Consider the following 23,438-nt stretch of genomic DNA (forward strand, 5'->3'; position numbering starts at 1 on the left):
AACTAGATTGACGTTTTTTTTATTATTTTACTTCAGTGTAATAAGCTTTTTCATCTAAACTGTTTTCTGATTTTGCCACAACAACAGCTGTTGCAGAATCTCCAACGACATTTAGGGCCGTCACTAACATTTCAACTGGACGGTTGATTGCTAAGATTAATGAGTAAGCTAGTAAAGCAGCATCATTTTGATATCCCATTCCTGATAATACCGTAAACAAGATAACAGCACCAGCACCAGGAGCAGCAGGCGTTCCGATTGAAGCGATTAAAGCTAGGATAGCGATTAATGAAATACTTCCAAATGTGACTTCATATCCAGCACTTGAAGCGATGAAGATGGCTGCAATGACTTGCATAATGGCAGTTCCGTTCATATTAATAGTCATTCCAAGTGGTAAGATGAATGAAGCAATTTCTTTGTTTACTCCAAGTTCTTCTGTTGTTGTCTTTGTGTTTAAAGGTAATGTTGCAGCAGAAGATGATGTTGAGAATCCAAACATCGCAACTTTAGAGATTTTCTTAACGAATGGCATTGGATTTAAACGAGTTGCAATTAAAATGAATAATGCATAACCAAATACTAAGAAGAATAATAAGGTTAAAACAACTGTTACGACATAAGCTAAGGCAGGTTTCAAGTGTTCAACACCATAAATGGCGAATGTTCTCGTTAATAAGACGAAGATAGCAAATGGACCGAATTTTGTAATTAAGAATGTTAAGAAGACCGTGATAATTTTATTAATATCTTCAAGAAGTTTCTTTAAAACTGAAATTTGATCACCTAAATGATTAATTGATAAACCTGTTACAACAGCTAAGAATACGATTGAAAGAATGCTTCCGTTTGTTGAAAAGACTGATGTAATGTTATTTGGGATAGCTTTAACGAAGATTAATAATGGGTTAGAACCTGTTGTGCCTGTTTGAGCGGTAATATTATCGATGCTTACATTAAAGATTCCAAATTTATTAGCAACTAATCCAACAACACCAGCAAGTAATAAGGCGAAGACTGAAGTTGCTAAGAATCCACCGATTGTTTTGTAAGATAAGCGTCCAAGTGTTTTCGTATCAGAGATACGGCACATTGCTAAAGCAATTGATGTAAATACCATTGGAACAATCACAAGTTGCATTGAATTTAAGAATAATTGACCTAAAATATAGAAGATTCCAAATGCATCTGTTGCTCCTTCAGCACTGATATCTTGGAATAAAATTTTATTAATGGTTGCCCAAAGATCGGCATTGCCACCTGCTAATAAATTTTCACGTAAAATTAAGAATAATGATCCTGTAATTAATCCAGCAACTAAGGCAATTGCCATATGAATCGCTAAACGATTATTTGATTTTTTTTGACGCATTGTTAAATCCTCTCCTCATATAAGATGCTAGGACCCAGTAAAAAAAGCCTTAATTTCATGAAGGATGTCACGAAATTAAGGCTCAAATGAATACAACGATATAAGTAAAAAAGCAACATAGAAGTCATGCATTTTCACACTTTATAAAACGTATTATTTTACCTTAATAGCTTCTCGTGAGCTATCTTAAAGGGTTCCTATTTGTAAATAATATACCGACTAATGATTTTAAAGTCAATAAAAAAGTAGAAATTTAGCGAAAAAAAGACATAAAAATATTTTTTTGAAGGGATGTTGAGTGAAGTAATTTAAATAAATAGATGAATAAAGTCCTAAATTTAATGAGATAGAAGGCTAATGACTAACAAAGAGTGGTACAGATCCTGCTAAATAAGCAGTATATGAATTTATGGATGAACGCAAAGTGATATCATGAGAATATTTTATCAACTAAGTTAAAAGAAATTGGAATTGGAGTGGGTGAAAAAGCAGGAAAAGGTTTAGCAACACCGGATTTTTTTGAAAAATAATTAATTTAAAGAGCGATGATGTCACGCTTTTTGAATATTTTAAGTGTAAGAAGTCTACAATAGAATAAATTTTATGAAAAATGGAAGGGAGTGAAGACGTGTCACATTTAGTTGCAAAAGATGCCTATAAAAGTTTAGAAGAGAGAATTAATAAATACCCTCAAGGAGCTCCAAAAAGTGAAACATTGAATGAAATTTTAAAACTGTTATTTTCTGAACGTGAAGCAGATTTAGTTTCTAAATTACCGGTTCGTCCATTTAACTCAGCAAGAGCCTCGAAGGCGTGGAAATTACCACTAGACGAAACGGAAAAAATCTTAGAAGAACTAGCTTCTCGTGCCATTTTATTAGATATGGAAACAAAAGAAGATCGTCTTTTTATGCTACCTCCTCCAATGGCAGGTTTTTTTGAGTTTTCATTGATGCGAATCGGAAAAAATGTGAATCAAAAAGCATTGGCTGAATTATATTATCAATATTTGAATGTAGAAGAAGATTTTGTTAAGGATTTATTTTACTCAACGGACACCAAACTTGGACGTGTTTATGTCAATGAATCAGTCTTAAGTCGTGAAAATACTGTTTCAATTTTAGATTATGAAAGAGCCTCACACATTATTAAATCGGCTTCACATATTGCCTTAGGTGATTGTTATTGTCGTCATAAGATGTTACATATGAATCAAGCCTGTAATGCTCCACTTGATGTCTGTTTAACGTTTGGTGGTGCGGCCCAATCATTAATTAAGTATGGTTATGCAAGGGAAATTGATGCTTCTGAATGTCTAGACGTTTTAGAGCGTTCCTATGAATATAAACTAGTTCAATGCGGTGAGAATGTTCAAAATAATCCAACCTTTATTTGCAACTGCTGTGGTTGCTGTTGTGAGGCTTTATTAGCAGCGAAAAAGTTTGGAAATCTTCATCCGGTTGAAACAACAAATTTTATTCCATCAATTAATCATGAAACGTGTGTGAAATGTGGACGATGTTTGCGTGATTGTCCAATTGATGCAATTTCGAAAGTAAAAGTCGATGAAGGAAAGTCAACAGAGCGCTTTGAATATCAGGTGAATGAAGAAGTTTGTCTAGGATGTGGTGTTTGTGTAAGCGCTTGTTTTAATAAAAGTATCATGCTTAAAAACCGTGGAAAACGTGTGATCACACCTGTTAATTCTGTCCATCGTGTTGTCTTACAAGCGATTGAAAAAGGGCAGTTACAAGATTTAATTTTCGATAATCAAGCGTTTGGTTCACATCGTGCAATGGCGGCCATCTTACAGGCTATTTTAAACTTACCGCCACTTAAACAAGCGATGGCAAGTGAACAAATGAAATCAAAATACTTAGCTAAATTACTAAAGTAGCTAGGAATGGTTGACTCTAGGGATGTTTTAGTATTCAATAAAAGTTAAAGTGCTAGACTTAGAGGAGATATCATAATGAAAATTTTAGTGTTAAATGGACCAAACTTAAATATGATTGGGATTCGTGAAAAAGGAATTTATGGAAGCCGTAGCTATGCTGATATCGTTGGCTATCTTAAAGAAGAAGGAACAAAGCGTGGTCATGAAATTGAAGTTCTTCAAAGTAATTATGAAGGACAGATCATTGAATGGTTACAAAAGGCATACTTTGAACACTATGATGGCGTGATCATCAATCCAGGTGCCTTTACTCATTATAGCTATGCTCTTCATGATGCTATTAAAGCAATCGCAGATGTGCCAACGGTTGAAGTTCATCTTTCAAATGTCCATGCTCGTGAAGCGTTTCGTCATCAATCAGTTACAGCGCCGGCTTGTATTGGACAAATATGCGGATTTGGTGAGTTTGGATACATTTTAGGAATCATGGCATTAGAAAATAATAAAGCAAAAAATCAAAAATAATCACATTTAACCCTCAAAGTCTGATTAGATTTTGAGGGTTTTTATAAAAAGAAAAGGTTTAGAAGATTAAGAGGCTATCTAAGGACAGTCTTTTTTTGTGATTAAAAATCAAAAAAATCCATATAAAAAGAAATGATTTCGATATTTTTTGTAAGCGCTGTGTGCTAAGATGAGCTTAATAATAAGATTGGATACCTCATCAAGATTAGGAAAAAATTAAGGTTTTATTTCCTATGATTTGGGTAAGTTAGAAAAGATGTTCAAATTTAATAAGGAAGTGAAGCGACATGAAAAAAATCATGCTTGTAATGGGACTGATTTTAATACTAGGAGGATGCCAAAATGTAGAACCCAAAAACGAAGAAAGTGAAAAGCAAACACTAGAAAGTCCACAAGCGGAAAAAGAGCATTTTAGATGGAGTTTAATTTATTAGTTAATGGGGGAGCGGAGATGGGAGCAGTCAAAGTTGATTTGAAGCAGTATATTACGAATGGGTTTGTACGATCAGGGGTTAGTTATTTCGGATATGGGATTATTTTAGGCGTGATAACGGCAGGTTTAGGATATGGAACTTATATCATTCATCAAAAAAATAGTTTAAATCCGGTTCAAGGTTTCTCCCAGATTGTTGGCTATTTATTGCTTGTGATGGTTGGCATTTTAGTATTAGTAACTTTTTCATTACTTTATCACGGGATTAAATTATTTAAACAATTTGTAGCCTTTATGAAATCAGATGAAGTAGTGTTGATTTCACATGAAGAACCGATGTCAATTGGGATTGCGCTTGATTATTTATCAGAGGAAACCATCATTTATGAAAATCGTCAGTTAGTGTTAACTGAAAAACACATTATTATATTAGATGGGGAACCTTGTATTAAGCCCAAATCCTTATTAAGGGCAGCGAGTCTTGATACTCGTGGATTAAAAGAGGGACAGAGAGCGCGGTTAAATCAATTGAAGACGGTTGTATTAGAATTTAAAAATCATGAATTGAAAAAAGTAAATTGCCACTATATTCAAGAAGCGAATGATATTTTACAAAAATTAAAAGAACAAGGAATTAGAATGATTTAAAGTGTAGAATTTGTATGAAATCGAAAAAAAGCATTGAAGTCTACAATGACTTTAATGCTTTTTTGATATAATAAATTATATTTTTAATAGAAGAAGGGGTCATTTTCGATGTATCTAATGGCAGGTCGTGTAAGATATAGTGAAGTCGGATTAGATGGGGGCTTGACGCTGCATCATTTAATTAATTATTTCCAAGATTGCAGTACATTTCATTTAGAAGATATTGGCCTTGGGTTGGATTATTTTCAGTCTCAAAACTTAGCTTTCTTTATTTTGTCGTGGCAGATTGAAATTAATCGTCTACCAAAGGAAAGTGAAAAGATTAAAGTCGGAACACAAATTTACGAGTGTAAAGGTTGCTTTGGTTACCGTAATTATGTGTTATATGATGAGGCGGATAACGTCCTAGCTTATGCCAACCTTGGAGGCGTATTTATGGACACGATTTCGGAAAGTTTTGCTAAATTATCAACGGAAGAAATTGCTAAATATCCGATTGAAGAAAAGTTTGAAATGGAGTACTTGCCTCGTAAGATTAAAGCACCAAAGGCAACGGATACATTCCCGAAGGTTACCATTCGCCCGTGTCAAATTGATACAAACGGCCATGTTAATAATAGTCACTATGTAGCATTAGCACTTGAATGCCTTCCGCAGGAGTTAGAGATTAAACGTGTCCGTGTTGAATACAAAAAAGCAGCTAAATGTGGTGATATCATGATTCCAGCATCAGTCTCTTTAGATGGGATATACTATGTATCATTAAATGATGAAGAAGGACATCCCTACGCGATTTTAAGTTTCAACGAGTAAAGGGAATAGGAGAGTTTAATATGAGTATTAAAATGATGCATCACGTTTGTATTCAAACAGAAAAGTATGAAGAATCTCTTGAGTTTTATATGAGAATTTTAGGATTTGAAATCGTACAAGAAACACCAAACTTCCATAACCGAGCGTTTAATACCTGGTTAAAACTTGGAAACTTTATGATTGAACTTCAAACAGCTAAACAAGGCGAGACGCTAAATCCTTGGAGTTCATTAAATGAAGGAATCGTTCATCTGTGTTTTTTAGTTGATAATGTTTTTGAAGAAATTGAGCGAATTCAACAATTAGGATATGAACATTTCAAAATCAAAAATGGCGAGATCGTTTATAAAGTTGAAGATGGATATCTCTTTAAAATTAAAGCACCCGAAGGAACAGAAATTGAAATTAGAGATTTATAAGCTCAGATAAGTGTTTCACACTTGAAAAACTTTTATCCTGCTAGTGGGGAAGGGGACCCCTAGACTATGGTTATGTCTTTGTATTAAAAAGACTTAGGTAATGAGACTATTTGATAATAGTGAAATACATGTTTTGTTTCAATATAGAAATTAAATCGTTAAAAAGCAGGTGAGGATTGAATCACCTGCTTTTTTTTGATGTAATTCGTCATGATAAATGACGTTTTTTCATAAAATGTAAGGTGTAGAGAAATGATTGACCTTAAATAAAGTGGGTGAGAAGAAATGATGAAAGTTGAGGATGAATTAGAAAAAAAAGAAGTGATAAAATCATTAAGAATAGCGTTGGATGAAACGTTAAAACAATGTGATTCTTGTGAAGACCGAGTCCATCAATCTATTAAAATAGCAAACTGTGTGTTAAGCAAGGAAGAATATTATGAATTGTTGAATGAGTATCAACGATTCGAAAATAATTTTGGTATATTAGAAAGTTTATCGGTGCAAATCACAGAATTGAGTTCTATTTTACAAGCCATGTCAGTCGCCGCAGCTCTTAAAGAAGTTCGAAATAGCATCGATCAATTACTTGATATTATGGAAAAAATTAATTTTAGACTAGATGTTCAAAAGTTTGATCTACTGATGGCCCAACTCATGGAAGAGTTAATGGGGGTCATTGACTTTGATGCGATCGAATATGAAACCTTAGAGGCGGCACTGGGCGCACCTTTTATCGTCTTAGAAACCCTAGATGTTTTAGATCGTGAATATCAAGATATTTATTATCCTTTAAACGTTTTGAAAATACAATCATTTAATAGTAAAACCGCTGCCTATCAATATGCACTAAGTCGCGGTATTAGAAAAGAATTCGTCATCAAAAAAGCGTAGCGACATCGCTACGCCTTTTTTAAAAGTTCTTTGATTTTTAAAATTTCCTTCGATAAATCCTTACGCCCCATCGCATAAATCGGTTCTAAATTCTCTTTATGTTTTTCAAAACGACTAATCGTAATGGGATGACTTGGTGCGATGACCAAGGCTTTCCCTTCGCTTTCAAGTTCTCTTAAATAAGCAAGTGTTTCATTATAATTTTTATGCCTATTGTCTAGTAATTCAATCATTTTGGGATACTTTTTAAACACGCGTTTATAAACAAATCTAAATTGTTCTGGTGACTTTTGATAATGTCGATCACGTGTTAAAATCACCACGACTTTATCACAGCCATCTTCTAATGCTTTTTTAACAGGAATGGCATCAGATGTTCCTCCGTCTAAATATTTTTTCCCTTTATACTCAACAATAGGAGAAAATACTGGAATAGAAGAGGAAGCTTTTAAAACAGTACAATCATGATCAAGTGCCGTTTTATCAAAATAAACCGGTTTTCCAGTTTCAACATCGGTTACACCCAGTTTAAATTCACAGGGGGATTTAAAGAAAGTGTCATAATCGAATAAGTCTAGTTTATGAGGAACTTCATCAAAAATAAAATCCATCCCAAAAATAGATCTGGTTTTAATAAAGTTAGAAAAGCTAATGTAACGTTTATCACCTAAGTAATTTGTATTAACACGATAACTTCGTTTAGCTTGATTTGAAACGTAAGAAACACCGTGACAAGCCCCAGCTGAGACGCCAATGACATAATCAAAAAGTATCCCTTGTTCCATCAGATAATCTAGTGCACCCATTGTATAAAAGCCGCGCATCCCGCCACCTTCAAGTACTAAACCTACTTTCATTCATCATCATCCTTTTTAATTGATTGTGTCTTTTATTCTAACTAATTTGGAAATGATTGTCTATGGACAGTGGTGGGATTGAGTTTGAAATGTGAGATAGCTGTGCTAAAATAAGTGTAGATTATTTAAAGGAGAGGTCCTATGCCCCGATTTAAAAAGATATATGTCGAAATAACGAATCGTTGTAATTTAAAGTGTGATTTTTGTCCAAGTGCTACACTCGGGCGAAATGGAAAAGTCATGAATGAAGACGATTTTAAACATATTTTAAAAGAAGTTAAACCTTATACGAATTATTTATATTTTCATTTACTCGGAGAACCTTTCTTAAATCCTCGAATTGGGCGTTTTTTAGAAATGAGTCATGAAGCGGGAATTCAGGTTAATTTAACGACAAATGGTGTTTTGATTGGAAAAGTAAAAGAAACGTTAATTCAATCACCGGCACTTCGTCAAATTAACTTCTCGGTTCATTCTTTCGAAGCCAATGAATCAACGCAAACGTTAAAAGACTATCTGATGCAAATTGCTTCTTTTATTGATGAAATACAAGCAGTGCGTCCTGTCTACTGCAATCTACGACTTTGGAACATGGATGGCGAAGCATTACAGGCGAAAAATACACTTAACCAACAGATTTTAGACTTGATTGAAGAAGCCTTTCATCTTCCGTATCGCCTAAACGAAAAACTCATGGAAACGAACAATGTTAAAATTCGTGATCGCGTGTTTATTAATATGGCGGATAAATTTGAATGGCCAAGTTTAGAGCGCGAGGTGATTAGTGAGAAAATGTTCTGTTACGGTCTTCGCGATCATATTGGAATTCAGGCGGATGGAACAGTGGTGCCTTGCTGTTTAGATAGTGAAGGGAAAATTCCTTTAGGAAATGTATTTGAAACACCGCTGCATGATATTTTAGAAAGTGAGCGTGCCAAGGCGATGTATGATGGCTTTTCAAATCGTGTAGCAGTCGAAGAACTCTGTAAGAGATGTGGTTACGCGAAGAGATATTAGGAGGTAGACAATGATTAGACCGATTATGAAAGATGAAAAATTTTTAGCACAAAAATCAGTTCCTGCAACAAAAGCAGATTTAGCGGTTGTTGAAGATTTAATCGATACGTTACGAGCTAATTTAGAGCGATGTGTGGGCATGGCCGCCAATATGATTGGGATTAAAAAACGCATCATCGTCTTTGCGATTGGGGAGATCATTGTTCCAATGATTAATCCCGTTATCGTAAAAAAAGAAAAAAGTTATGTGACAGAAGAAAGCTGTTTATCACTTGTTGGATTTAGAGAAACAACACGATATGAAACCATTGAGGTAGAATATTTAGATAAGCAATTTAATAAACAAAAAGGAACGTTTACCGGATTCGTTGCACAAATCATTCAACATGAAATTGATCATTGTAATGGAATCATTATTTAAATTAAAAAAGCTAATTCAAGTGAGATGAATTAGCTTTTTTTGATGGGGTAAAATGAAGTATCGTGTAAGTATCACAGGAGAATATCCTTTGTGTTTTTAGTAGTGATAGGTCAAGTGTATTTAGTACGTTAAGTTTCTGGTAGAAGTATTAAATGAAAAAAATGATTCGTGATGGTTAGTTAGGATACTTATTTAATTTTGAATAAAGTTTTTAAGTTTGAAGCTTCCAGCACTTAAGAAAGCCACACCAAACAGCAAAATGATGATTAGATTCGGCCATAATGTTAGATTAAGGGCTGTATCAAATGCCCAGTAAATCGGGAATAGCTTCGCGATATTCATCATGAGCGTTGGTTCAAAACCGAAATCGAACAGGTTAATACTAAGCATCGATAAAATAAACCCGACGAGTGCATACATAACGATTGACATCTCAATTAAACTTGGATTTTTCACGACACGTGTGACAAAAATAACAAGACTCGACGCAACAAACGACATACTAAACATCAATAAAAGTGGAAGCAATGGATTTGGCATTGACACATCCAAGACCATCATCCCAATATAATAGACAATCGTAAAACAAATTCCCTGAATGAAACACATCGCCAAAATTAACCCACCAAATATCTCAATATCCTTGTTCGCCGTACTCAACGCACGATGTAAAACCTTTTGTTGTTTTAATTGATACACATCCTTTGCGAGTGAGGTGGCACCGATGAACATGAAATAAATGATCATCACGATAAACATCGTCATACTCATATCAACAGGCTTTTCTTTGAACTCGATTTTTGTCGTTATCAGTGAAATCGGATTCAGGTTATAGTAGTCAGTTAGCCAAGTGTTAATTTGTTGTTCAATTTGAATTTCAACTTCTGCTGTTCCAGCGCCCTCCGTTGTTTTTAAAATTTCAACTTGCGGTTTGACACCACCTTCAATGTCAGTTGAAAACGTCTTTGGAATGATAATGACACCTGCTAACTCATTCGCCATTAATCCCTCAAGTGCAGATTCTTGATCGTGATAAATAAATTTTTCTTCAACGCCTAAATTTTCTAACAGTTCTATTTCATAAATGCCATTTGATTCTAAAACATAAGCAACATTTGGAGTTATTTGATCACTATCTGAAAAAAATAGAGAACCGAGGACAAGAAATAAAGGAATAGGTCCCATCATTAACAATAAGATAGGATTTTTAAGATAACGTCTAATATGAACTAAAGCTAATCGAATCATCTTTTTACCTCCCAAAAACGATATTTTTCTTTTAAACAGGTCATTAAATATAAACTAAGCGCAATTGCTATCGTCATTAGGAATGGTGTTTTTAAACTTTCCCACGTTCCATATAAAATATAGTTTTGAAACATTTTAGTAATCGAATAAGACGGAGAGAAGGTTGCGACACTGTCAGTCGGTAAGAAGGTGCCACCGATAAAAATTTGTAAAAAGAATAAAATTAACGCCAACATGTTTCCATATTTAGCGGAGAAAAAGTGACCAATAAATGATCCGACACTTACCATAAAACAAGAGGTTGCCAAAATAGGTAAAAGTAACAGAGCAATAGGTCCCTCAAATGAATATCCAAGGACTCGGTAAACCAAAACGTAAAAGCTTAATAAAATAACACAATATAGTAAATTTGCTAAATAATCATAATTAAACATACGGACTCGTGTAAGCGGGGCTGAATACATTCGCTTATCAAGTCCAAGCTCCGCACTTTTATAACTAGCTCCTGAAATGTTCATGATCATCATGAAGACAAAGAAAGACATCATTCCAACAGAGTAATACGTGGTTGAGTTTAAGGCAAGAGCAGATTCGATATAAACAGATTTTAAACTGGTGTTATCATAAATTAAAGATAATTGCTCGGGATTATCTGTGGATAAACTTCTAAAAAGACCTTCGTGGTACTGATCGAGAATTGACTTTGCTACAGTAAGAGATAACATATGTTTATTCGTATTGAGTTCTTCTAAAACTAACTCACCACCCATTCCCGTTAAAAGATTTTCTTCATAACCATCGGGGATAACTAAAGTCGAAGCACGTTCATCATTTGAAATGATAAAGTAGGAAGACATTGACTCATCGTTTAAAAATGAAATCAACTGATTCGATAAGGTAGATTGATCCTCATCTATGATTTGTAGAGGTAAAGGTTCCATCGAATTTGGATTTGCAAACAGGATGGTCATCATATTCCCCATTAAAAGTCCAATGAATAAGGGCAGTCCAAGCATATACAAAATCGTCATTGGAAACTGCTTAAAAACGACTTTCAAATTCACATAAAGCCACATTAATAATCGCATCACTCTTCCTCCTTAGTCGCGTAACGATTTCCCAGTTAACCATAAGAACACATCTTCAAGACGAGGTTCTTCGTAACGAATCCCTTGTAACTGCGAAGAATATGACTCAAGTAATGCAATAGCGGACGTTAATTTGAAGTCTTTATTAATCGTTAACGTCACTTGATTACCTTCTTCCGTTACTAATGAAACACCCTCAAGTCCTCGTAACTTTAGAACGATTTCCCCACTTAGATGACCGACCGTTAGAATGACCTTTGTTTGTTCTCCAGATAAGGATTTAATTTGTTCCTGACTTCCAGACGCAATTTCTTTACCTAAATCCATGATGAAAACTTTTGAACAAAGCTCCTCAATCTCTTCCATGTAATGAGAGGTATAAATCACTGTTGTGTTTCGTTCCTTACAAATCTTTTTCGTAAACTCAAAAATATGATTACGAGATTGTGGGTCAACCCCAACAGTGGGCTCATCCATAATTAAAATTCTAGGATGATGCATCAAAGCAGCGGCAATATTTAATCGACGTTTCATCCCTCCTGAAAACTTTTTAACTTTCTCCTTTTTACGATCCATTAAACCGGTTGCCATTAAAGCCTCATTAATACGTTCCTTTAGCACCTTGTAACTTAGACCATAAAGAGAACCGAAAAATAACAAATTATCATAGGCCGTCATTTCCTCCATCAACGCTAACTCCTGAGGAACAAGACCGATTAAAGACTTCGCCTCAATCGGTTGCTTCACAATATCATAGCCCCCAATTTCAACACTTCCATTTGTCGCCTCAACGAGTGTCGTCATAATATTAATCAACGTCGATTTTCCGGCTCCATTCGGTCCGATAAGTCCAAAAATTTCACCCTCTTCAATTTCAAAACTGATATTATCTAAAACAAGTTTGTCATTAAAACGTTTCGTTACATTACTCACCTTAACAATACTCATGTTATTTCCTCCCTGATTTTATCATCTGATACCTTCATTATAGTCATAACTGGATATCAATTCCATAACCCATCGTCATAGTAGGGGGTGACTTAAGTCACTTACTTAGAAAAAATGACCTTATAGGGAAATAAAAAAACATCAGTCTAAGTAGAAACTGATGTTTTTTTATGCTAATCCATTCTTAAATGCAAAAATGGCGATTTGAGTGCGATCTCGAAGCTCAAGTTTAAATAAAATATTCGTGATATGATTTTTGATCGTTCCTTCGGATAAAAAGAGTTTGGCGGCGATTTCTTTATTTGTTAATCCTGTTGCAATCTCACGAATAATCATCAGCTCCTTTTCGCTTAAACGATACTGCTCATAAAATTGTGCATCACTTTTAATTGAAGTCGTTTGCGTATTTAACAGTTGAGTTGCAACTTCCGGATGAAAAATAACATTCCCCATGATGGCAGATTTAATTCCCTCATAAATCACCTCATGCGAACTATCCTTTAATAAGTAGCCACTTGCACCGAGTTGCATCGCCTCTTGGATATAAGATTGATCTTTAAACGTGGTTAAAATCAACACTTTTATCTTTGGAAAAGCTTCTTTAATCAAACGTGTTCCAAGAACTCCATCGCATAAAGGCATGCGAATATCTATCAAAACAAGATCTATATCCGGGTGTGATTGACAGGCCTTCAGGGCTTCCTCACCATTTGACGCTGTTGCTACGACCTCAATATCTTCAAATAACGACAACATTAAACGAAGTCCATCACGAATTAGCGCTTCATCATCAACAATTAAAATCCTAATCATAACTTTCACCCTTTCCCTTTGGAATCGTAATTCTTATTTTAAAGCCAACTGTAGAAGGGATAAAGTGAACCTTCCCATTGACCTCACTGACACGCTCGCTCATACTCGTTAAACCGACCCCTTTTTGAAAATTAGGACAGCCAATTCCATTATTTTCAGCCGTTAACACCACATGATCAGGTGAAAAATGAATTGAAATGGACGCATCCGTTGCTTGACCATGACGGAGTGCATTCGACAATGTTTCTTGAATGGCACGATATAGTGTCAATCCCATTTTCGGGCTTAGTTCCCATTTTTGTTTAGAAATCGTCAGTCTGACATTCATCCCAGATAACTTTTTAAAATTCTCAATTAATTCTTCAATCCGATATAACTCTTGATACGTTTGATACTCACTCGGTTTTAAAGTCGAAATGGCCTCACGAACTTCTTGTAAACAATTTTTTAAAAATTCACGTAAATTTAAAGCCAGAGGAGCAACACTTGAATTCTCTTTTGAGGCGATAACTTCCATCGCATTCAATTGAATGATGGCTGTTGAGAGAGCATGTCCGACACTGTCATGAATATCACGTGAAATTCGATTTCGCTCTTTTAAAACGGCAAGTTCTGTTATTGAAGCCCCGTAAAGTTCTAATTCTTCTTTAGCCTGTTTTAATTTTTCTTCAGAAATTCGAAGTTCATCATATAAAAGTTGAGCATCTAATTTCTTTTCATGTTCTTCTTTAATATAAAGCCCTAAAAAAGCAACGATGAGAAACACAAATAAAGAAGTTATCTGATTTAATGTGAAAGAGTGAGAAATTAAAAATAGCAAGATCATTCCGATTAAACAAGACAAGGAAAGATGATAACGTCTTGGTAACAGTAAAATACTATCAAGTATCGGTAAAATAAAATAATAGGCTACCATTTGCGGTTGATACGAACTTAAACAAATAAATAAGATTAAATCAACAACTAACGAACATATAATATAAGGTGCTTGACGAAGCGAGAAAAAACGAAACTGACTATTGATAAGTAAGCATAACAGCATTAAGATAATAAAAATCGATAATGTTTCATTCAGACTAATGAAAGAAAAAATAACCGTGAGTAAACTTAAGTAACGAACAGTAATTAATAGTTTGTTTTTTCTCATAAGATACCTCCTGTTTATTTTTGTATTGTATCATGCAAACAATTGGTAAATAAAGTTACGAGGTGATATTTTGAAAAAAGTTATCGCAATTTCAAGTAGTGGGCGTCAAAAAAATACATATCAACTCATTCAATCGGCGGCTCCCTTATTAAAGGAAGCGGGAATTTCTTTGCAAATCATTCATCTGTCAAATTACTTGATTCAAGATTGCAAAGGGTGTGAGGCTTGTATCTTAAGTGACCGGTGCCCGATTAAAGATGATGTGATCGGGATTTTAGAAAAACTGGGGCAGGCGGATGGAATTATTTTAACGTCACCTGTTTACATGGCAGGCGTGAGTGGACAACTTAAACGATTTATTGACCGTACCTGCAAGTGGTATCATCGTCCAGAATTAGTAAAAAAACCAGTTTTATTAATGACCACAACAGCAGGGGGATATGCCGATGAAGTTCTAGACTATATGGAAAAAGTCGCAACTTTTTGGGGGATGCATCTTTGTGGTCGAGTGAAGCGGAACGTAAAAACTTGGGATGAAGCGGTCAGTAGAAAAGAGTTGAAATTTTTTATTAAAGCGGTGGAAGAAGGGGAGGAAACGGAGTGGATTCCAACAAAGGATCAGGTTATCGCATTTCAGGTGCAGAAAACATTAGCCATGAATATCCTTCCAAGAGATCGAAAGTATTGGATAGAACATGGTTATGATGTACAAGTTTACTATGAAGAGAATGATGTGCCCTTTTATTTAAAGTGGATGGGGAACTCTTTTTATAGTTTCTTTAGCCGTATTATTAAAAAAAAATCCTCTTAATAGGAGGATTTTTTAATGATGATGAGAAGCTTTTGAGATTAAAAATCCAATGGTTGTTGAAATCAAGTCGCGAAGTTGAATAATCCCTTCTTGATAACTTAGATTATTCGTTCGATTAGCAATCATTAAAACAATGATACAAATGATGCACACCGTTGTTGAAAACAAAATTCTAACGTGAGTTGCTTTATTCAAATTAATATCTTTATTGAATACAAACTCTTGTTTCTCATGATCTTCAGATTCTTCAGAAGGTGGCGATGCTTTTTTAGTTGAATAGCTATGAGCCATCCCAAGAATAAAACCAAAGATACTTGAGGTACTTGTTCTAAAGACAATCTGAGTGGTGGAATCTAGCGCATTAGCTGGAACAAAAATAGCATAAATCAGTTGGAAAAGAAGGAGGATTCCAATGAAAAAAATACATTTAGTGGCAAAGTCGAGGTGTCCCCATTCATACTTGAGTTTTTTATAGAGTTTATAGATGCTTGAATTTTTATTCATCGTCATCACTCCTTTATTTAAGTTACTATAGAGTATGAAGATTAAACAAAATAATAAAGTGGTAGTATCACGATATTTTAAATATGTTAAAATAAACTGAAACTATAAAAGTGAGGACTTCTATCATGAAAGAGACAATGAAAGAAATTATCAAATTTAGAGATGATCGTGGCTGGAAACCTTATCATACTCCAGAAAATTTAGCAAAATCTATTTCAATTGAAGCAGCTGAATTGTTAGAATGCTTTCAGTGGAATAATGACTTTGATGCAGAACATGTTTCTGAAGAATTAGCAGATGTGATGATTTATTGCATGCAAATGGCTGATGTATTAGAAGTAGATGTCAAAGACATTATTTTAAAGAAATTAGAAAAGAATGCGATTAAATATCCAAGTACAAAATAAAACCCGTGATTTTCACGGGTTTTATTGATGAATGGCGTAAACCATGGTTGTATAAGTTTCATAAAGGACGTAAAGTACCATACTGATTAAGAGCATTTGACTGATGAAACGTTCACCTTTGGCACCTGTTTTAAAGTTGGCGAGTTTAATTTTTTTCTTACACGGATAAAATAAGCAAACCCCTTGATGCGTGAATAAATCAAGTACAATATGTGAAATATGACCAAGCATTAAGCCGCAGGTAATAATAATATAAAACTCATTTCCGACGTCTAGTAATGGAGCGCAGGCAATTAAAACAAAAAAGAAGGCGATAGAAAGAAAGCTATGAGTCAGTGTTCGATGTTTAAAGTTTTTAGCAATGAATTTTGAGATAAAGGGAAAAAGTTTTCCCATTTGAGATCCTGTCATGTCGATATCGGGTAATAATGACCCGACGGTGGTCGCAAGACAATAAAGGGTGATAATGAAAATTTTAGAATAAAGATTAGCCTCCTCGTAATAAGGGGCAATAAAAAGATGGTGGGTCACAAGTCCGCAAAGTAGGCCACCTCGTTGATGCGTTCCGGCAGTCATAGTTAAAAGTCCTCCTGTATAAACCTGATGTCGAATTTAAAAGATTAATGTCATCTATTTTATATTATACAAGAAAAAAACGAATATTCGTTTGAATTCTATGAGGGAAATAATGGTATATTAGATATAGGGAGAGAGAGACTTGCATAAAATGAAAGGATAGTGTTAAGGTAAGAGGAGATAGAAGTCTAGAGCATTTTTTTAAGCCTCTTTTTATTAGACTATAGGATCCTCGATACAAAAGGGTTTAAGGGTTTAAGAACTGATTATGATTTTAAAATGTTGCGTCTTAGTATTTTGTTTGAGCAACCCAACATAACTGCTAAGGAACAATCGTTTTGTATCGGGATAGATAATGAAGTGAGAGTGATGTTTCATGAATTTAGAAGAAGAGTTAACGGGTTTAAATGACGCACAATCTGAGGTCGTTTCTAACCTAAATGATAATTTATTAGTCATGGCTCCGGCAGGAACAGGGAAGACGAAAGTTATTTCATTACGAGTAGCGGGATTTATTAATCAGGGGATTGAGGCGAAAGAGATATTGTGCTTAACCTTTACGAATAAAGCTTGTCATGAATTAGCAGAACGATTGCTAAAAGTAACGAATGGGTTGGCCAAAGAGGTTTTCGTTAAAACGTTTCATAGTTTTTGTTTTCAACTCATTAAAGAAGAAGCGAAAAACTTCGGTAAGATTTCGCGTGATTTTTCGGTGATGGATGAAGAGGATGGAAAGTTTTTAGTGCGTCAGTTAATGAAAGATGATTATGTCATTGCCGATTTGGCCTATCAATATTTGCAAGAATTGAAACTATATCGCTTAATGATTCCAAAAGCGTATCGTGACGATTATAAAAGAGTGGTCGCCTCTTTTCATCAATCTGAAAAAGCACAAAAACTTCAATATTCGAATAGAAGAAGTGATGCTGGAGCATATACCCTTGGATTTTTAGCTCAGTATGGTTGTTGGTTATATGAAACATATCAAACGTATCTTCTTGAAAATCACCTTGTTGACTTTAATGATTTGATTGTTTATGCTAGCGAATTACTAGAAGATGAGGAGATTTTAGAACGTTGGCGTGGGCGATTTAAGGTGGTGATGGTAGATGAAGTACAAGATACCTCCCAATTTGAATATCAACTGATTGAAAAATTAGCAAAAGGAAAGCAATTTAGTGTTTTTGGGGATTTCAATCAAACCATTTATGAGTGGCGTGATTCAAATCCAGAACTGATTTTGTCACAAATTATGACGACATTTAATCCAAAACGATTGGAGTTATCCCTAAATTATCGGTCTTTGAAACGATTAGTTCAAATGAGTGCCAATTATTTAGAAAATGCGAAAAAAGCACGCTTAATTAATCCGAGGCTATCCCCACGCGTGATTGAGGCAGCGAATGAGGAAGTGGGAGGTCGGCCTGTCTTTTATGAAGCACAGACCCAACAAGAGGAAATGGATTTTATTATCGATCACCTAAAGCATTATCGATTAGATGACCTCGCTAATACTGTGATTCTAACGCGAACAAATAAGCAAAATATTCAAGTTTCAAATTTTTTAAGAAATGTGGGGATTCCCTGTTATTTGATTGAAGATTTAAGTTTATTTAGACGCAAAGTCGTAAAAGACTTACTTGCCTTTGTCAAATTTCAACTTAATCCATTTGATCATTTATCACTTGAACGATTGTTGCCACTTATTTGTCCTGAGGTATCTCCTGAGTTATTTAATCAAACGTATCGTCAACGATATGTTAGTTATGGGATGAGAATGATTGATTTGTTTCAAGAAGCTGCTTATGAGTATGAAGAACCGTATGGATTATTAAAGAAGCAGTTTGAAAAGGGACGAATTGTCATTTTTGATGTGGAATCAACGGGTCTTGATGTGACTCAAGATGAAGTTATTCAAATTGCAGCTATTGAATTGGTGAATGGTGAGTATACTCGTTCATTTGAACGATTTATTAAACCGAGCCACTCGGTTGGAGACTCAGCTTTGGTGCACGGATTTAGTGATGACTATTTAAACGAACATGGCGAAGAGGCGAGAGAAGTCTTTTTACAGTTTCAAGCGTTTGTAGAAGGCGCTTTATTGATTGGTCATAATGTTCAATATGATTTAAAAATTGTGAGTAGTCAGATGAATCGTTTAGGTCTGATGTTTGAAAATTCAATGGGCTATTATGATACCTTAGATATTGTTAGGCGCCTGTATCCAGATTTGAAAAATCATAAGTTAGATACCGTCAGCGCCTATGTTGGTGTGAGTCATGAGCCGACGCATAATGCGATGGATGATATTTTAGCAACAAAAGATGTGCTCGTTAAAAGTATGGATTTGTTAATGACGCATCATGAAAACCGTAAAAAAGTCATGAAATTTTATGAACCTCATTTATGGGGAGCGATTCAAAGGTTAAAAGAAATTCAAGACTGTTTTGAAACACAGCCGCCACATGTTGCGATGAAAGGTTTAATAGATGCTTTTGAGTGTGAGGATGAAGCACATAAGCAAAGTATCATAGAGTTACTTAATTACATTGAGGCGACCTATCATCGCCTGCATCATACGAATCCACATCAACCAAATTTAGAAATTTGGATTCAAATGCTTAATTTGATGGCGTTATCAAGCAGTGAACTTGATCGTGTCATGAAAGAGGAAAATAAGCTTGCAATTATTACGGTGCATCAGTCGAAGGGGCTTGAGTTTGATCATGTGATTATTCCATTTATGAGTCAGGGGATGTTCCCGCTCGATTTTGATGGGATTAATCAAGAGGAAGAATGCCGATTATTTTATGTTGCGATGACTCGTGCGAAGCAGAGCTTATTATTGACGCGCCATATGAAAGAAACCTCTTCATCTAGAAGGGTGAAAGAGCGAAGTCAATTTATATCGTTTTTATATTCATAAAGAAGAATGAGCCAAAAAGTATGAATGAAAGGATTAAACGATTATTTGAAATAAAAAAAGAGTCTCAGTTACCTGAGACTCTTTTTTATTCTGTCACTTTGTCAACAACGATGAAGGGTTGTAATTGATAAGGTTTAGGTGCAACTTTACGATCTTGCCACATATAGAAGAAGCGTTCAAGTGGAAAAATAGCATATCCATCTTGCCAATGGTCTGATGTATCATAAGGATCAGCAAAAATTAAGGTATCATCTCCAGTACTTGGTGTTCCATTGTTATCATATCCAATAATAGAGACCCAATGACCATCCCAGTCTCCCCATTCAACCATAACGGGTCTTCCTGCTTTTAAGTGTCCTGTTAGCCATGTGACGAAGTAAGAATCTTTAGCATCGTCAACCCAAGCTTCAGTATCGTCACTATTTTCTGAAGCGTATAAAGATGATGAAGAGAAGGTCGGTTTTAGATTTCCGATATTAGAAGGGGTTGCTCCATCCTCTTCACTTACCAAGTCAGCCTCGGTATAATCAGCGCGATAACTTGTTTCTAATACTTTAAATCCTTCTAAATTAGAAAAGAAGTTGTACATGTCTTCAACGGTTGTGCCATATTCATGAAAGTTATTAGCACTTCCAGGAAGAGCGCCTTCCGTATCATCGTCAACACTTGAACCCATGGCAAGTGCGATATCCCATTCTGTTAAATCAGTTTTTCCCATATTCCAAAGTGTCATTAAAGAAACGGCGTTTCCACATGACCATTCCGTTGTTTGTTGCATCGTTTTAAAACCTTCAATGAGGGTTAAGGTTTCGTCTGATTTTAATCGATAAAAATCGGGATTAACATAAAATCGTGAAGTAGCGTTATCACCTAAAAAGTTATAAGAATCTGCTCCCCCCAATTCATCGTAATCTTCTCCCTCAATAAAATCTGGTTTTAATTTAACTGTCTCAGAAACGGTTTTAACTACCTCCTCTTCAAGTGGTTCAATGGCAGGTATTTCATTTTGATTTTGGCATCCTGTCATCACCCCTAATGCCATAATTAAAGTTAATAATGAAATTTTTTTCAAAAGTAATCATCCTTTCAAATTTTGATTTTCGTAATTTTATTCAACATTATGTTTAGTATTTATAAACTTTTTGAGCAAAAACAAAATGTTTAGATGAGAATCATCGAAACAAAAGAGAGGGGGAATAGCTAATTTATTAACGTTTTATTGCTCATGAATCATATATTAGACGATTTTTAAGGATAAATCAATCATTTTTATTTAAAAAATTCATAATTTTTTACAATTTATATAAGTAAACATTTAGATTATTATTTTTGTTCTACAAATGGAGAAGTTTTATCTCAAGAGATGAATAAAAAGAAGTAAAAAAAGTAAAATTGTTTTAATTGAATTGGTAGATTTATAATCTTAGTTATTGTATGATTAGCTATAAAGCATTGATTTTTGCGATGTAGATTTAAAAAGTAAGGACGATGGTAGATGAATGATAATTACCAAGCATTTTATTGGAGTAAGCTTGATAATGTGGCGAAGTTATATTCACTCGTATCGAGTACAAAGGCAACAAATGTATTCCGAATTTCGGTCAAAATGACAGAACCAATTCAAGCGGATTACTTATCAGAAGCTGTCGTGGGGGCACTTCTTGAAATGCCATCATTTAGTGTACGTCTAAGGATGGGAATTTTTTGGTACTACTTTGATATGAATATTCAAAAACCAAGAGTTCGTAAAGAGTTTACGTATCCATGTTCAAAAATGACGAAGTACACTAATAATGGTTATTTATTTAATGTCACCTATTATGAAAACATGATGCATCTAGAAGTTTTTCATGCTTTGGCTGATGGAGCAGGCGCATTACAGTTTTTACAGGTTCTATTGTATCAATATTTAAAAAGAGTTTATCCTAATTCAGTCAATCAACATTTACAGTTAATGAGTGACCAACAATCTCAACGTGCAATGGATGAGGACAGTTTTTTAAAAGTTGTGTCGGATCGAGATGGAAAAGTTATTCCAACGACTTCTAAAGCATATAAAATACTAGGAATTAAAAAACGTCCTCAAGAATTAAAAGTAATTCATGGAATGATGCCAGCAAAACAGATTGTTAAATTATCAAAACAATATGGCGTTAGTATGTCTTGTTTTTTATCTTCTTTATTAATTTATTCGATTTATATGGAAAATGAGAAATTCACAAAGAATAAGCGACCAATTACGGTGACAATTCCATTTGATTTAAGAGCCCGTTTTGAGTCAAATACTGTGCGTAATTTCTTTTCTAATGTGACGGTATCGGTTAATGTTTTAGAGGAGATGAGTTTTGAAGATGTTTTAAAGCAGGTATCCATTCAATTAATTGAGGGGCAAGATCAACAAGTTGTGACGCATAAAATTAAAGATAATGTGAGTGCTCAAGAAAATTTAGCCATCCGTTTTGCTCCGCTGTTTATCAAAAATACGGTGATGAGACAAATTTATTTAAAGGCCGATCAAGGGGTGACAACCACGTTATCGAATCTTGGGCGTATTGTCTTTTTAGATGAAATTTCACAGTATGTCGATCAAGTACGCGTCATGCTTCCGGTGACACCACATCAACGAATTCGTTGTGGGGTTTGTTCATTTAAGGAGACGTTAGTCGTTAGTTTTACATCATCATTAGAAGAAACTGATATTCAACGATTCTTCTTTAGATTTTTAAAAGATCAGAAAGTTGGAATTACAATTTCATGTAACGAGGAAATAAATAATGAGATATTGTTCTAAATGTCAAATGAATGTAGAAAATGAATTGAAAAGATGTCCTTTATGTGGGGAAATATTGGACTTAGTTGAAATTGAAGTGGTTCGAGATTATCCATCCCGATTTGCAAAGAAACGTCGCGTGCCGATTCGTAAACTGATTGTATTTATGGCCATGGTGATTATTTCTTATTCTTTTATCATCGGAATTTTTCATGATTTTAATTGGAATTGGGTCTTTATTATTGTGTGTTCTACTTTATATTTGTCAGTGAGTGTTATTATTGGCTTAAGAGTGAAAAAAAATATTGGACCAAATATTTTGACGCATGTCTTTGGTGGAACTGTATTTGCCGTTATTTTAGATTATTTACTTGGCTATCAAGGGTGGTCATTGAATTTTGTGTTTCCATTAGCACTGATGGCAGGAACATCTGTCTTTACATTGTTAATTATTTTAAGACCAAAGCGTTTTACAGATTTTGCAAGTTATCAGTTACTGCTTGGCGGTATTGGATTGTTTTTATTAATGCTCGTTTATTTTGAGTTAATTAGTTTTCCAGCGGTTGCAGTGGTTGCAGGATATTACGCCTTAATAACATGTGTTGGGATGTTTATGTTTGCTGATCGTAAACTGATTCATGAAATAAAAAAGAAATTTCATTATTAAAAAGACTTTACATTCCATAAAATGGATGGTATAGTATCCGTAAGTTAAAAAAGAAATAAAAATGGATTCCTTATCAAGAGAAGTGGAGGGACAGGCCCTATGAAGCTTCAGCAACCGGTACAGTCGTACACGGTGCTAAATCCGACAGATTAATTCTGGCAGATGAGGAGTCGCGAGTTGTAAGTTAGACTAAGCGTTCTTCAAATTTTTGAAGGATGACTTAGTTTTTTATTAATG

The 23,438-nt window shown here is 34.6% G+C and carries 24 protein-coding genes and 1 riboswitch; of the genes, 14 read left to right on the forward strand and 10 right to left on the reverse strand.

Annotated features, from left to right (window positions below; translation table 11 throughout):
• Positions 1–22: 22 nt before the first annotated feature.
• Entirely contained in the window at positions 23–1,372 is a 1,350-nt protein-coding gene (locus tag HMPREF9402_RS06490) for a dicarboxylate/amino acid:cation symporter (RefSeq protein WP_009606900.1), read from the reverse strand.
• A gap of 628 nt (positions 1,373–2,000) precedes the next feature.
• Between HMPREF9402_RS06490 and HMPREF9402_RS06495 the strand changes: the two genes are divergently transcribed.
• The 7 genes from HMPREF9402_RS06495 to HMPREF9402_RS06520 all read left to right on the forward strand — a co-directional run bounded on the left by HMPREF9402_RS06495 (position 2,001) and on the right by HMPREF9402_RS06520 (position 7,001).
• Entirely contained in the window at positions 2,001–3,269 is a 1,269-nt protein-coding gene (locus tag HMPREF9402_RS06495) for a 4Fe-4S dicluster domain-containing protein (RefSeq protein ID WP_238526652.1), read from the forward strand.
• Positions 3,270–3,344: 75 nt separating this feature from the next.
• Entirely contained in the window at positions 3,345–3,794 is a 450-nt protein-coding gene (gene aroQ / locus HMPREF9402_RS06500; RefSeq protein ID WP_006784968.1) for a type II 3-dehydroquinate dehydratase, read from the forward strand.
• Between the two features lie 287 nt (positions 3,795–4,081).
• Entirely contained in the window at positions 4,082–4,228 is a 147-nt protein-coding gene (locus HMPREF9402_RS14545; RefSeq protein WP_006784969.1) for a hypothetical protein, read from the forward strand.
• Positions 4,210–4,875: a hypothetical protein gene (locus HMPREF9402_RS06505; RefSeq protein ID WP_009606897.1), complete on the forward strand. Its 666-nt coding sequence runs from the start codon at positions 4,210–4,212 to the stop codon at positions 4,873–4,875. The genes HMPREF9402_RS14545 and HMPREF9402_RS06505 overlap by 19 nt, the downstream gene beginning before the upstream one ends.
• A 108-nt stretch (positions 4,876–4,983) precedes the next feature.
• Positions 4,984–5,688: an acyl-[acyl-carrier-protein] thioesterase gene (locus HMPREF9402_RS06510; protein ID WP_006784971.1), complete on the forward strand. Its 705-nt coding sequence runs from the start codon at positions 4,984–4,986 to the stop codon at positions 5,686–5,688.
• Between the two features lie 20 nt (positions 5,689–5,708).
• Positions 5,709–6,107: a VOC family protein gene (locus HMPREF9402_RS06515; RefSeq protein WP_006784972.1), complete on the forward strand. Its 399-nt coding sequence runs from the start codon at positions 5,709–5,711 to the stop codon at positions 6,105–6,107.
• Positions 6,108–6,392: 285 nt separating this feature from the next.
• Positions 6,393–7,001: a hypothetical protein gene (locus tag HMPREF9402_RS06520; RefSeq protein WP_006784973.1), complete on the forward strand. Its 609-nt coding sequence runs from the start codon at positions 6,393–6,395 to the stop codon at positions 6,999–7,001.
• A gap of 8 nt (positions 7,002–7,009) precedes the next feature.
• Here HMPREF9402_RS06520 and HMPREF9402_RS06525 read toward each other — a convergent pair whose 3' ends face one another.
• Positions 7,010–7,858 (reverse strand): patatin-like phospholipase family protein, encoded by an 849-nt coding sequence (locus HMPREF9402_RS06525; protein ID WP_006784974.1) that lies wholly within the window; start codon positions 7,856–7,858, stop codon positions 7,010–7,012.
• Positions 7,859–7,999: 141 nt separating this feature from the next.
• Here HMPREF9402_RS06525 and HMPREF9402_RS06530 point away from each other — a divergent pair, with 141 nt between their 5' ends.
• A complete protein-coding gene (locus HMPREF9402_RS06530; RefSeq protein WP_006784975.1) occupies positions 8,000–8,875 on the forward strand; it encodes a radical SAM/SPASM domain-containing protein in 876 nt (291 codons plus the stop codon).
• Positions 8,876–8,885: 10 nt separating this feature from the next.
• Positions 8,886–9,296 (forward strand): peptide deformylase, encoded by a 411-nt coding sequence (locus HMPREF9402_RS06535; protein WP_006784976.1) that lies wholly within the window; start codon positions 8,886–8,888, stop codon positions 9,294–9,296.
• A gap of 192 nt (positions 9,297–9,488) precedes the next feature.
• Here HMPREF9402_RS06535 and HMPREF9402_RS06540 read toward each other — a convergent pair whose 3' ends face one another.
• The 5 genes from HMPREF9402_RS06540 to HMPREF9402_RS06560 form a co-directional block, all read right to left on the reverse strand.
• Positions 9,489–10,544 carry an ABC transporter permease gene (locus HMPREF9402_RS06540; protein ID WP_006784977.1) on the reverse strand — a complete coding sequence of 352 codons (1,056 nt, stop codon included), beginning with the start codon at positions 10,542–10,544 and terminating at the stop codon, positions 9,489–9,491.
• Positions 10,541–11,632, reverse strand: a complete 1,092-nt coding sequence (locus tag HMPREF9402_RS06545) for an ABC transporter permease (RefSeq protein ID WP_006784978.1) — start codon at positions 11,630–11,632, stop codon at positions 10,541–10,543. The genes HMPREF9402_RS06540 and HMPREF9402_RS06545 overlap by 4 nt, the downstream gene beginning before the upstream one ends.
• Positions 11,633–11,644: 12 nt before the next feature.
• On the reverse strand, positions 11,645–12,580 hold the full coding sequence (locus tag HMPREF9402_RS06550) for an ABC transporter ATP-binding protein (protein WP_006784979.1): 936 nt from the start codon (positions 12,578–12,580) through the stop codon (positions 11,645–11,647).
• Positions 12,581–12,748: 168 nt separating this feature from the next.
• Positions 12,749–13,393 carry a response regulator transcription factor gene (locus HMPREF9402_RS06555; protein ID WP_006784980.1) on the reverse strand — a complete coding sequence of 215 codons (645 nt, stop codon included), beginning with the start codon at positions 13,391–13,393 and terminating at the stop codon, positions 12,749–12,751.
• On the reverse strand, positions 13,386–14,540 hold the full coding sequence (locus HMPREF9402_RS06560; RefSeq protein ID WP_006784981.1) for a sensor histidine kinase: 1,155 nt from the start codon (positions 14,538–14,540) through the stop codon (positions 13,386–13,388). The genes HMPREF9402_RS06555 and HMPREF9402_RS06560 overlap by 8 nt, the downstream gene beginning before the upstream one ends.
• Positions 14,541–14,610: 70 nt before the next feature.
• Between HMPREF9402_RS06560 and HMPREF9402_RS06565 the strand changes: the two genes are divergently transcribed.
• Positions 14,611–15,351: a flavodoxin family protein gene (locus tag HMPREF9402_RS06565; protein ID WP_006784982.1), complete on the forward strand. Its 741-nt coding sequence runs from the start codon at positions 14,611–14,613 to the stop codon at positions 15,349–15,351.
• Positions 15,352–15,363: 12 nt separating this feature from the next.
• On the opposite strand, the gene HMPREF9402_RS06570 is transcribed toward HMPREF9402_RS06565, so the two are convergent.
• Positions 15,364–15,855, reverse strand: a complete 492-nt coding sequence (locus HMPREF9402_RS06570; protein WP_006784983.1) for a hypothetical protein — start codon at positions 15,853–15,855, stop codon at positions 15,364–15,366.
• A 125-nt stretch (positions 15,856–15,980) separates the two neighbouring features.
• Between HMPREF9402_RS06570 and HMPREF9402_RS06575 the strand changes: the two genes are divergently transcribed.
• Entirely contained in the window at positions 15,981–16,262 is a 282-nt protein-coding gene (locus tag HMPREF9402_RS06575) for a nucleotide pyrophosphohydrolase (protein WP_006784984.1), read from the forward strand.
• A 21-nt stretch (positions 16,263–16,283) separates the two neighbouring features.
• Here the strand turns inward: HMPREF9402_RS06575 and HMPREF9402_RS06580 are convergent, their stop codons facing one another.
• Positions 16,284–16,838: a metal-dependent hydrolase gene (locus tag HMPREF9402_RS06580; RefSeq protein ID WP_006784985.1), complete on the reverse strand. Its 555-nt coding sequence runs from the start codon at positions 16,836–16,838 to the stop codon at positions 16,284–16,286.
• Between the two features lie 376 nt (positions 16,839–17,214).
• Here HMPREF9402_RS06580 and HMPREF9402_RS06585 point away from each other — a divergent pair, with 376 nt between their 5' ends.
• Positions 17,215–19,764, forward strand: coding sequence for an ATP-dependent helicase (locus HMPREF9402_RS06585; protein WP_009606896.1), 2,550 nt, complete (start codon positions 17,215–17,217; stop codon positions 19,762–19,764).
• A gap of 85 nt (positions 19,765–19,849) precedes the next feature.
• Here HMPREF9402_RS06585 and HMPREF9402_RS06590 read toward each other — a convergent pair whose 3' ends face one another.
• Positions 19,850–20,836 (reverse strand): hypothetical protein, encoded by a 987-nt coding sequence (locus HMPREF9402_RS06590; RefSeq protein WP_009606898.1) that lies wholly within the window; start codon positions 20,834–20,836, stop codon positions 19,850–19,852.
• A gap of 423 nt (positions 20,837–21,259) precedes the next feature.
• Between HMPREF9402_RS06590 and HMPREF9402_RS06595 the strand changes: the two genes are divergently transcribed.
• Together HMPREF9402_RS06595 and HMPREF9402_RS06600 are read left to right on the forward strand one after the other, a co-directional pair.
• On the forward strand, positions 21,260–22,555 hold the full coding sequence (locus HMPREF9402_RS06595; RefSeq protein ID WP_009606899.1) for a hypothetical protein: 1,296 nt from the start codon (positions 21,260–21,262) through the stop codon (positions 22,553–22,555).
• The gene (locus HMPREF9402_RS06600) at positions 22,539–23,201 is read left to right on the forward strand and encodes a DUF6320 domain-containing protein (protein WP_006784989.1); all 663 of its coding nucleotides are present in this window, start codon (positions 22,539–22,541) and stop codon (positions 23,199–23,201) included. The genes HMPREF9402_RS06595 and HMPREF9402_RS06600 overlap by 17 nt, the downstream gene beginning before the upstream one ends.
• Before the next feature lie 67 nt (positions 23,202–23,268).
• Positions 23,269–23,370, forward strand: a riboswitch (SAM riboswitch).
• The last annotated feature ends 68 nt before the right edge of the window (positions 23,371–23,438 follow it).

The sequence above is a fragment of the Turicibacter sp. HGF1 genome (genome assembly GCF_000191865.1).
GTDB classification, from domain to species: domain Bacteria; phylum Bacillota_I; class Bacilli_A; order MOL361; family Turicibacteraceae; genus Turicibacter; species Turicibacter sanguinis.

Bases quoted from the DNA above. Each gene is read 5' to 3' on its own strand.
- HMPREF9402_RS06490 (WP_009606900.1), bottom strand. From the start codon at position 1,372: ATGCGTCAAAAAAAATCAAATAATCGTTTAGCGATTCATATGGCAATT.
- aroQ (WP_006784968.1), top strand. From the start codon at position 3,345: ATGAAAATTTTAGTGTTAAATGGACCAAACTTAAATATGATTGGGATT.
- HMPREF9402_RS14545 (WP_006784969.1), top strand. From the start codon at position 4,082: ATGAAAAAAATCATGCTTGTAATGGGACTGATTTTAATACTAGGAGGA.
- HMPREF9402_RS06505 (WP_009606897.1), top strand. From the start codon at position 4,210: ATGGAGTTTAATTTATTAGTTAATGGGGGAGCGGAGATGGGAGCAGTC.
- HMPREF9402_RS06510 (WP_006784971.1), top strand. From the start codon at position 4,984: ATGTATCTAATGGCAGGTCGTGTAAGATATAGTGAAGTCGGATTAGAT.
- HMPREF9402_RS06515 (WP_006784972.1), top strand. From the start codon at position 5,709: ATGAGTATTAAAATGATGCATCACGTTTGTATTCAAACAGAAAAGTAT.
- HMPREF9402_RS06520 (WP_006784973.1), top strand. From the start codon at position 6,393: ATGATGAAAGTTGAGGATGAATTAGAAAAAAAAGAAGTGATAAAATCA.
- HMPREF9402_RS06525 (WP_006784974.1), bottom strand. From the start codon at position 7,858: ATGAAAGTAGGTTTAGTACTTGAAGGTGGCGGGATGCGCGGCTTTTAT.
- HMPREF9402_RS06530 (WP_006784975.1), top strand. From the start codon at position 8,000: ATGCCCCGATTTAAAAAGATATATGTCGAAATAACGAATCGTTGTAAT.
- HMPREF9402_RS06535 (WP_006784976.1), top strand. From the start codon at position 8,886: ATGATTAGACCGATTATGAAAGATGAAAAATTTTTAGCACAAAAATCA.
- HMPREF9402_RS06540 (WP_006784977.1), bottom strand. From the start codon at position 10,544: ATGATTCGATTAGCTTTAGTTCATATTAGACGTTATCTTAAAAATCCT.
- HMPREF9402_RS06545 (WP_006784978.1), bottom strand. From the start codon at position 11,632: ATGCGATTATTAATGTGGCTTTATGTGAATTTGAAAGTCGTTTTTAAG.
- HMPREF9402_RS06550 (WP_006784979.1), bottom strand. From the start codon at position 12,580: ATGAGTATTGTTAAGGTGAGTAATGTAACGAAACGTTTTAATGACAAA.
- HMPREF9402_RS06555 (WP_006784980.1), bottom strand. From the start codon at position 13,393: ATGATTAGGATTTTAATTGTTGATGATGAAGCGCTAATTCGTGATGGA.
- HMPREF9402_RS06560 (WP_006784981.1), bottom strand. From the start codon at position 14,540: ATGAGAAAAAACAAACTATTAATTACTGTTCGTTACTTAAGTTTACTC.
- HMPREF9402_RS06570 (WP_006784983.1), bottom strand. From the start codon at position 15,855: ATGAATAAAAATTCAAGCATCTATAAACTCTATAAAAAACTCAAGTAT.
- HMPREF9402_RS06575 (WP_006784984.1), top strand. From the start codon at position 15,981: ATGAAAGAGACAATGAAAGAAATTATCAAATTTAGAGATGATCGTGGC.
- HMPREF9402_RS06580 (WP_006784985.1), bottom strand. From the start codon at position 16,838: ATGACTGCCGGAACGCATCAACGAGGTGGCCTACTTTGCGGACTTGTG.
- HMPREF9402_RS06585 (WP_009606896.1), top strand. From the start codon at position 17,215: ATGAATTTAGAAGAAGAGTTAACGGGTTTAAATGACGCACAATCTGAG.
- HMPREF9402_RS06595 (WP_009606899.1), top strand. From the start codon at position 21,260: ATGAATGATAATTACCAAGCATTTTATTGGAGTAAGCTTGATAATGTG.
- HMPREF9402_RS06600 (WP_006784989.1), top strand. From the start codon at position 22,539: ATGAGATATTGTTCTAAATGTCAAATGAATGTAGAAAATGAATTGAAA.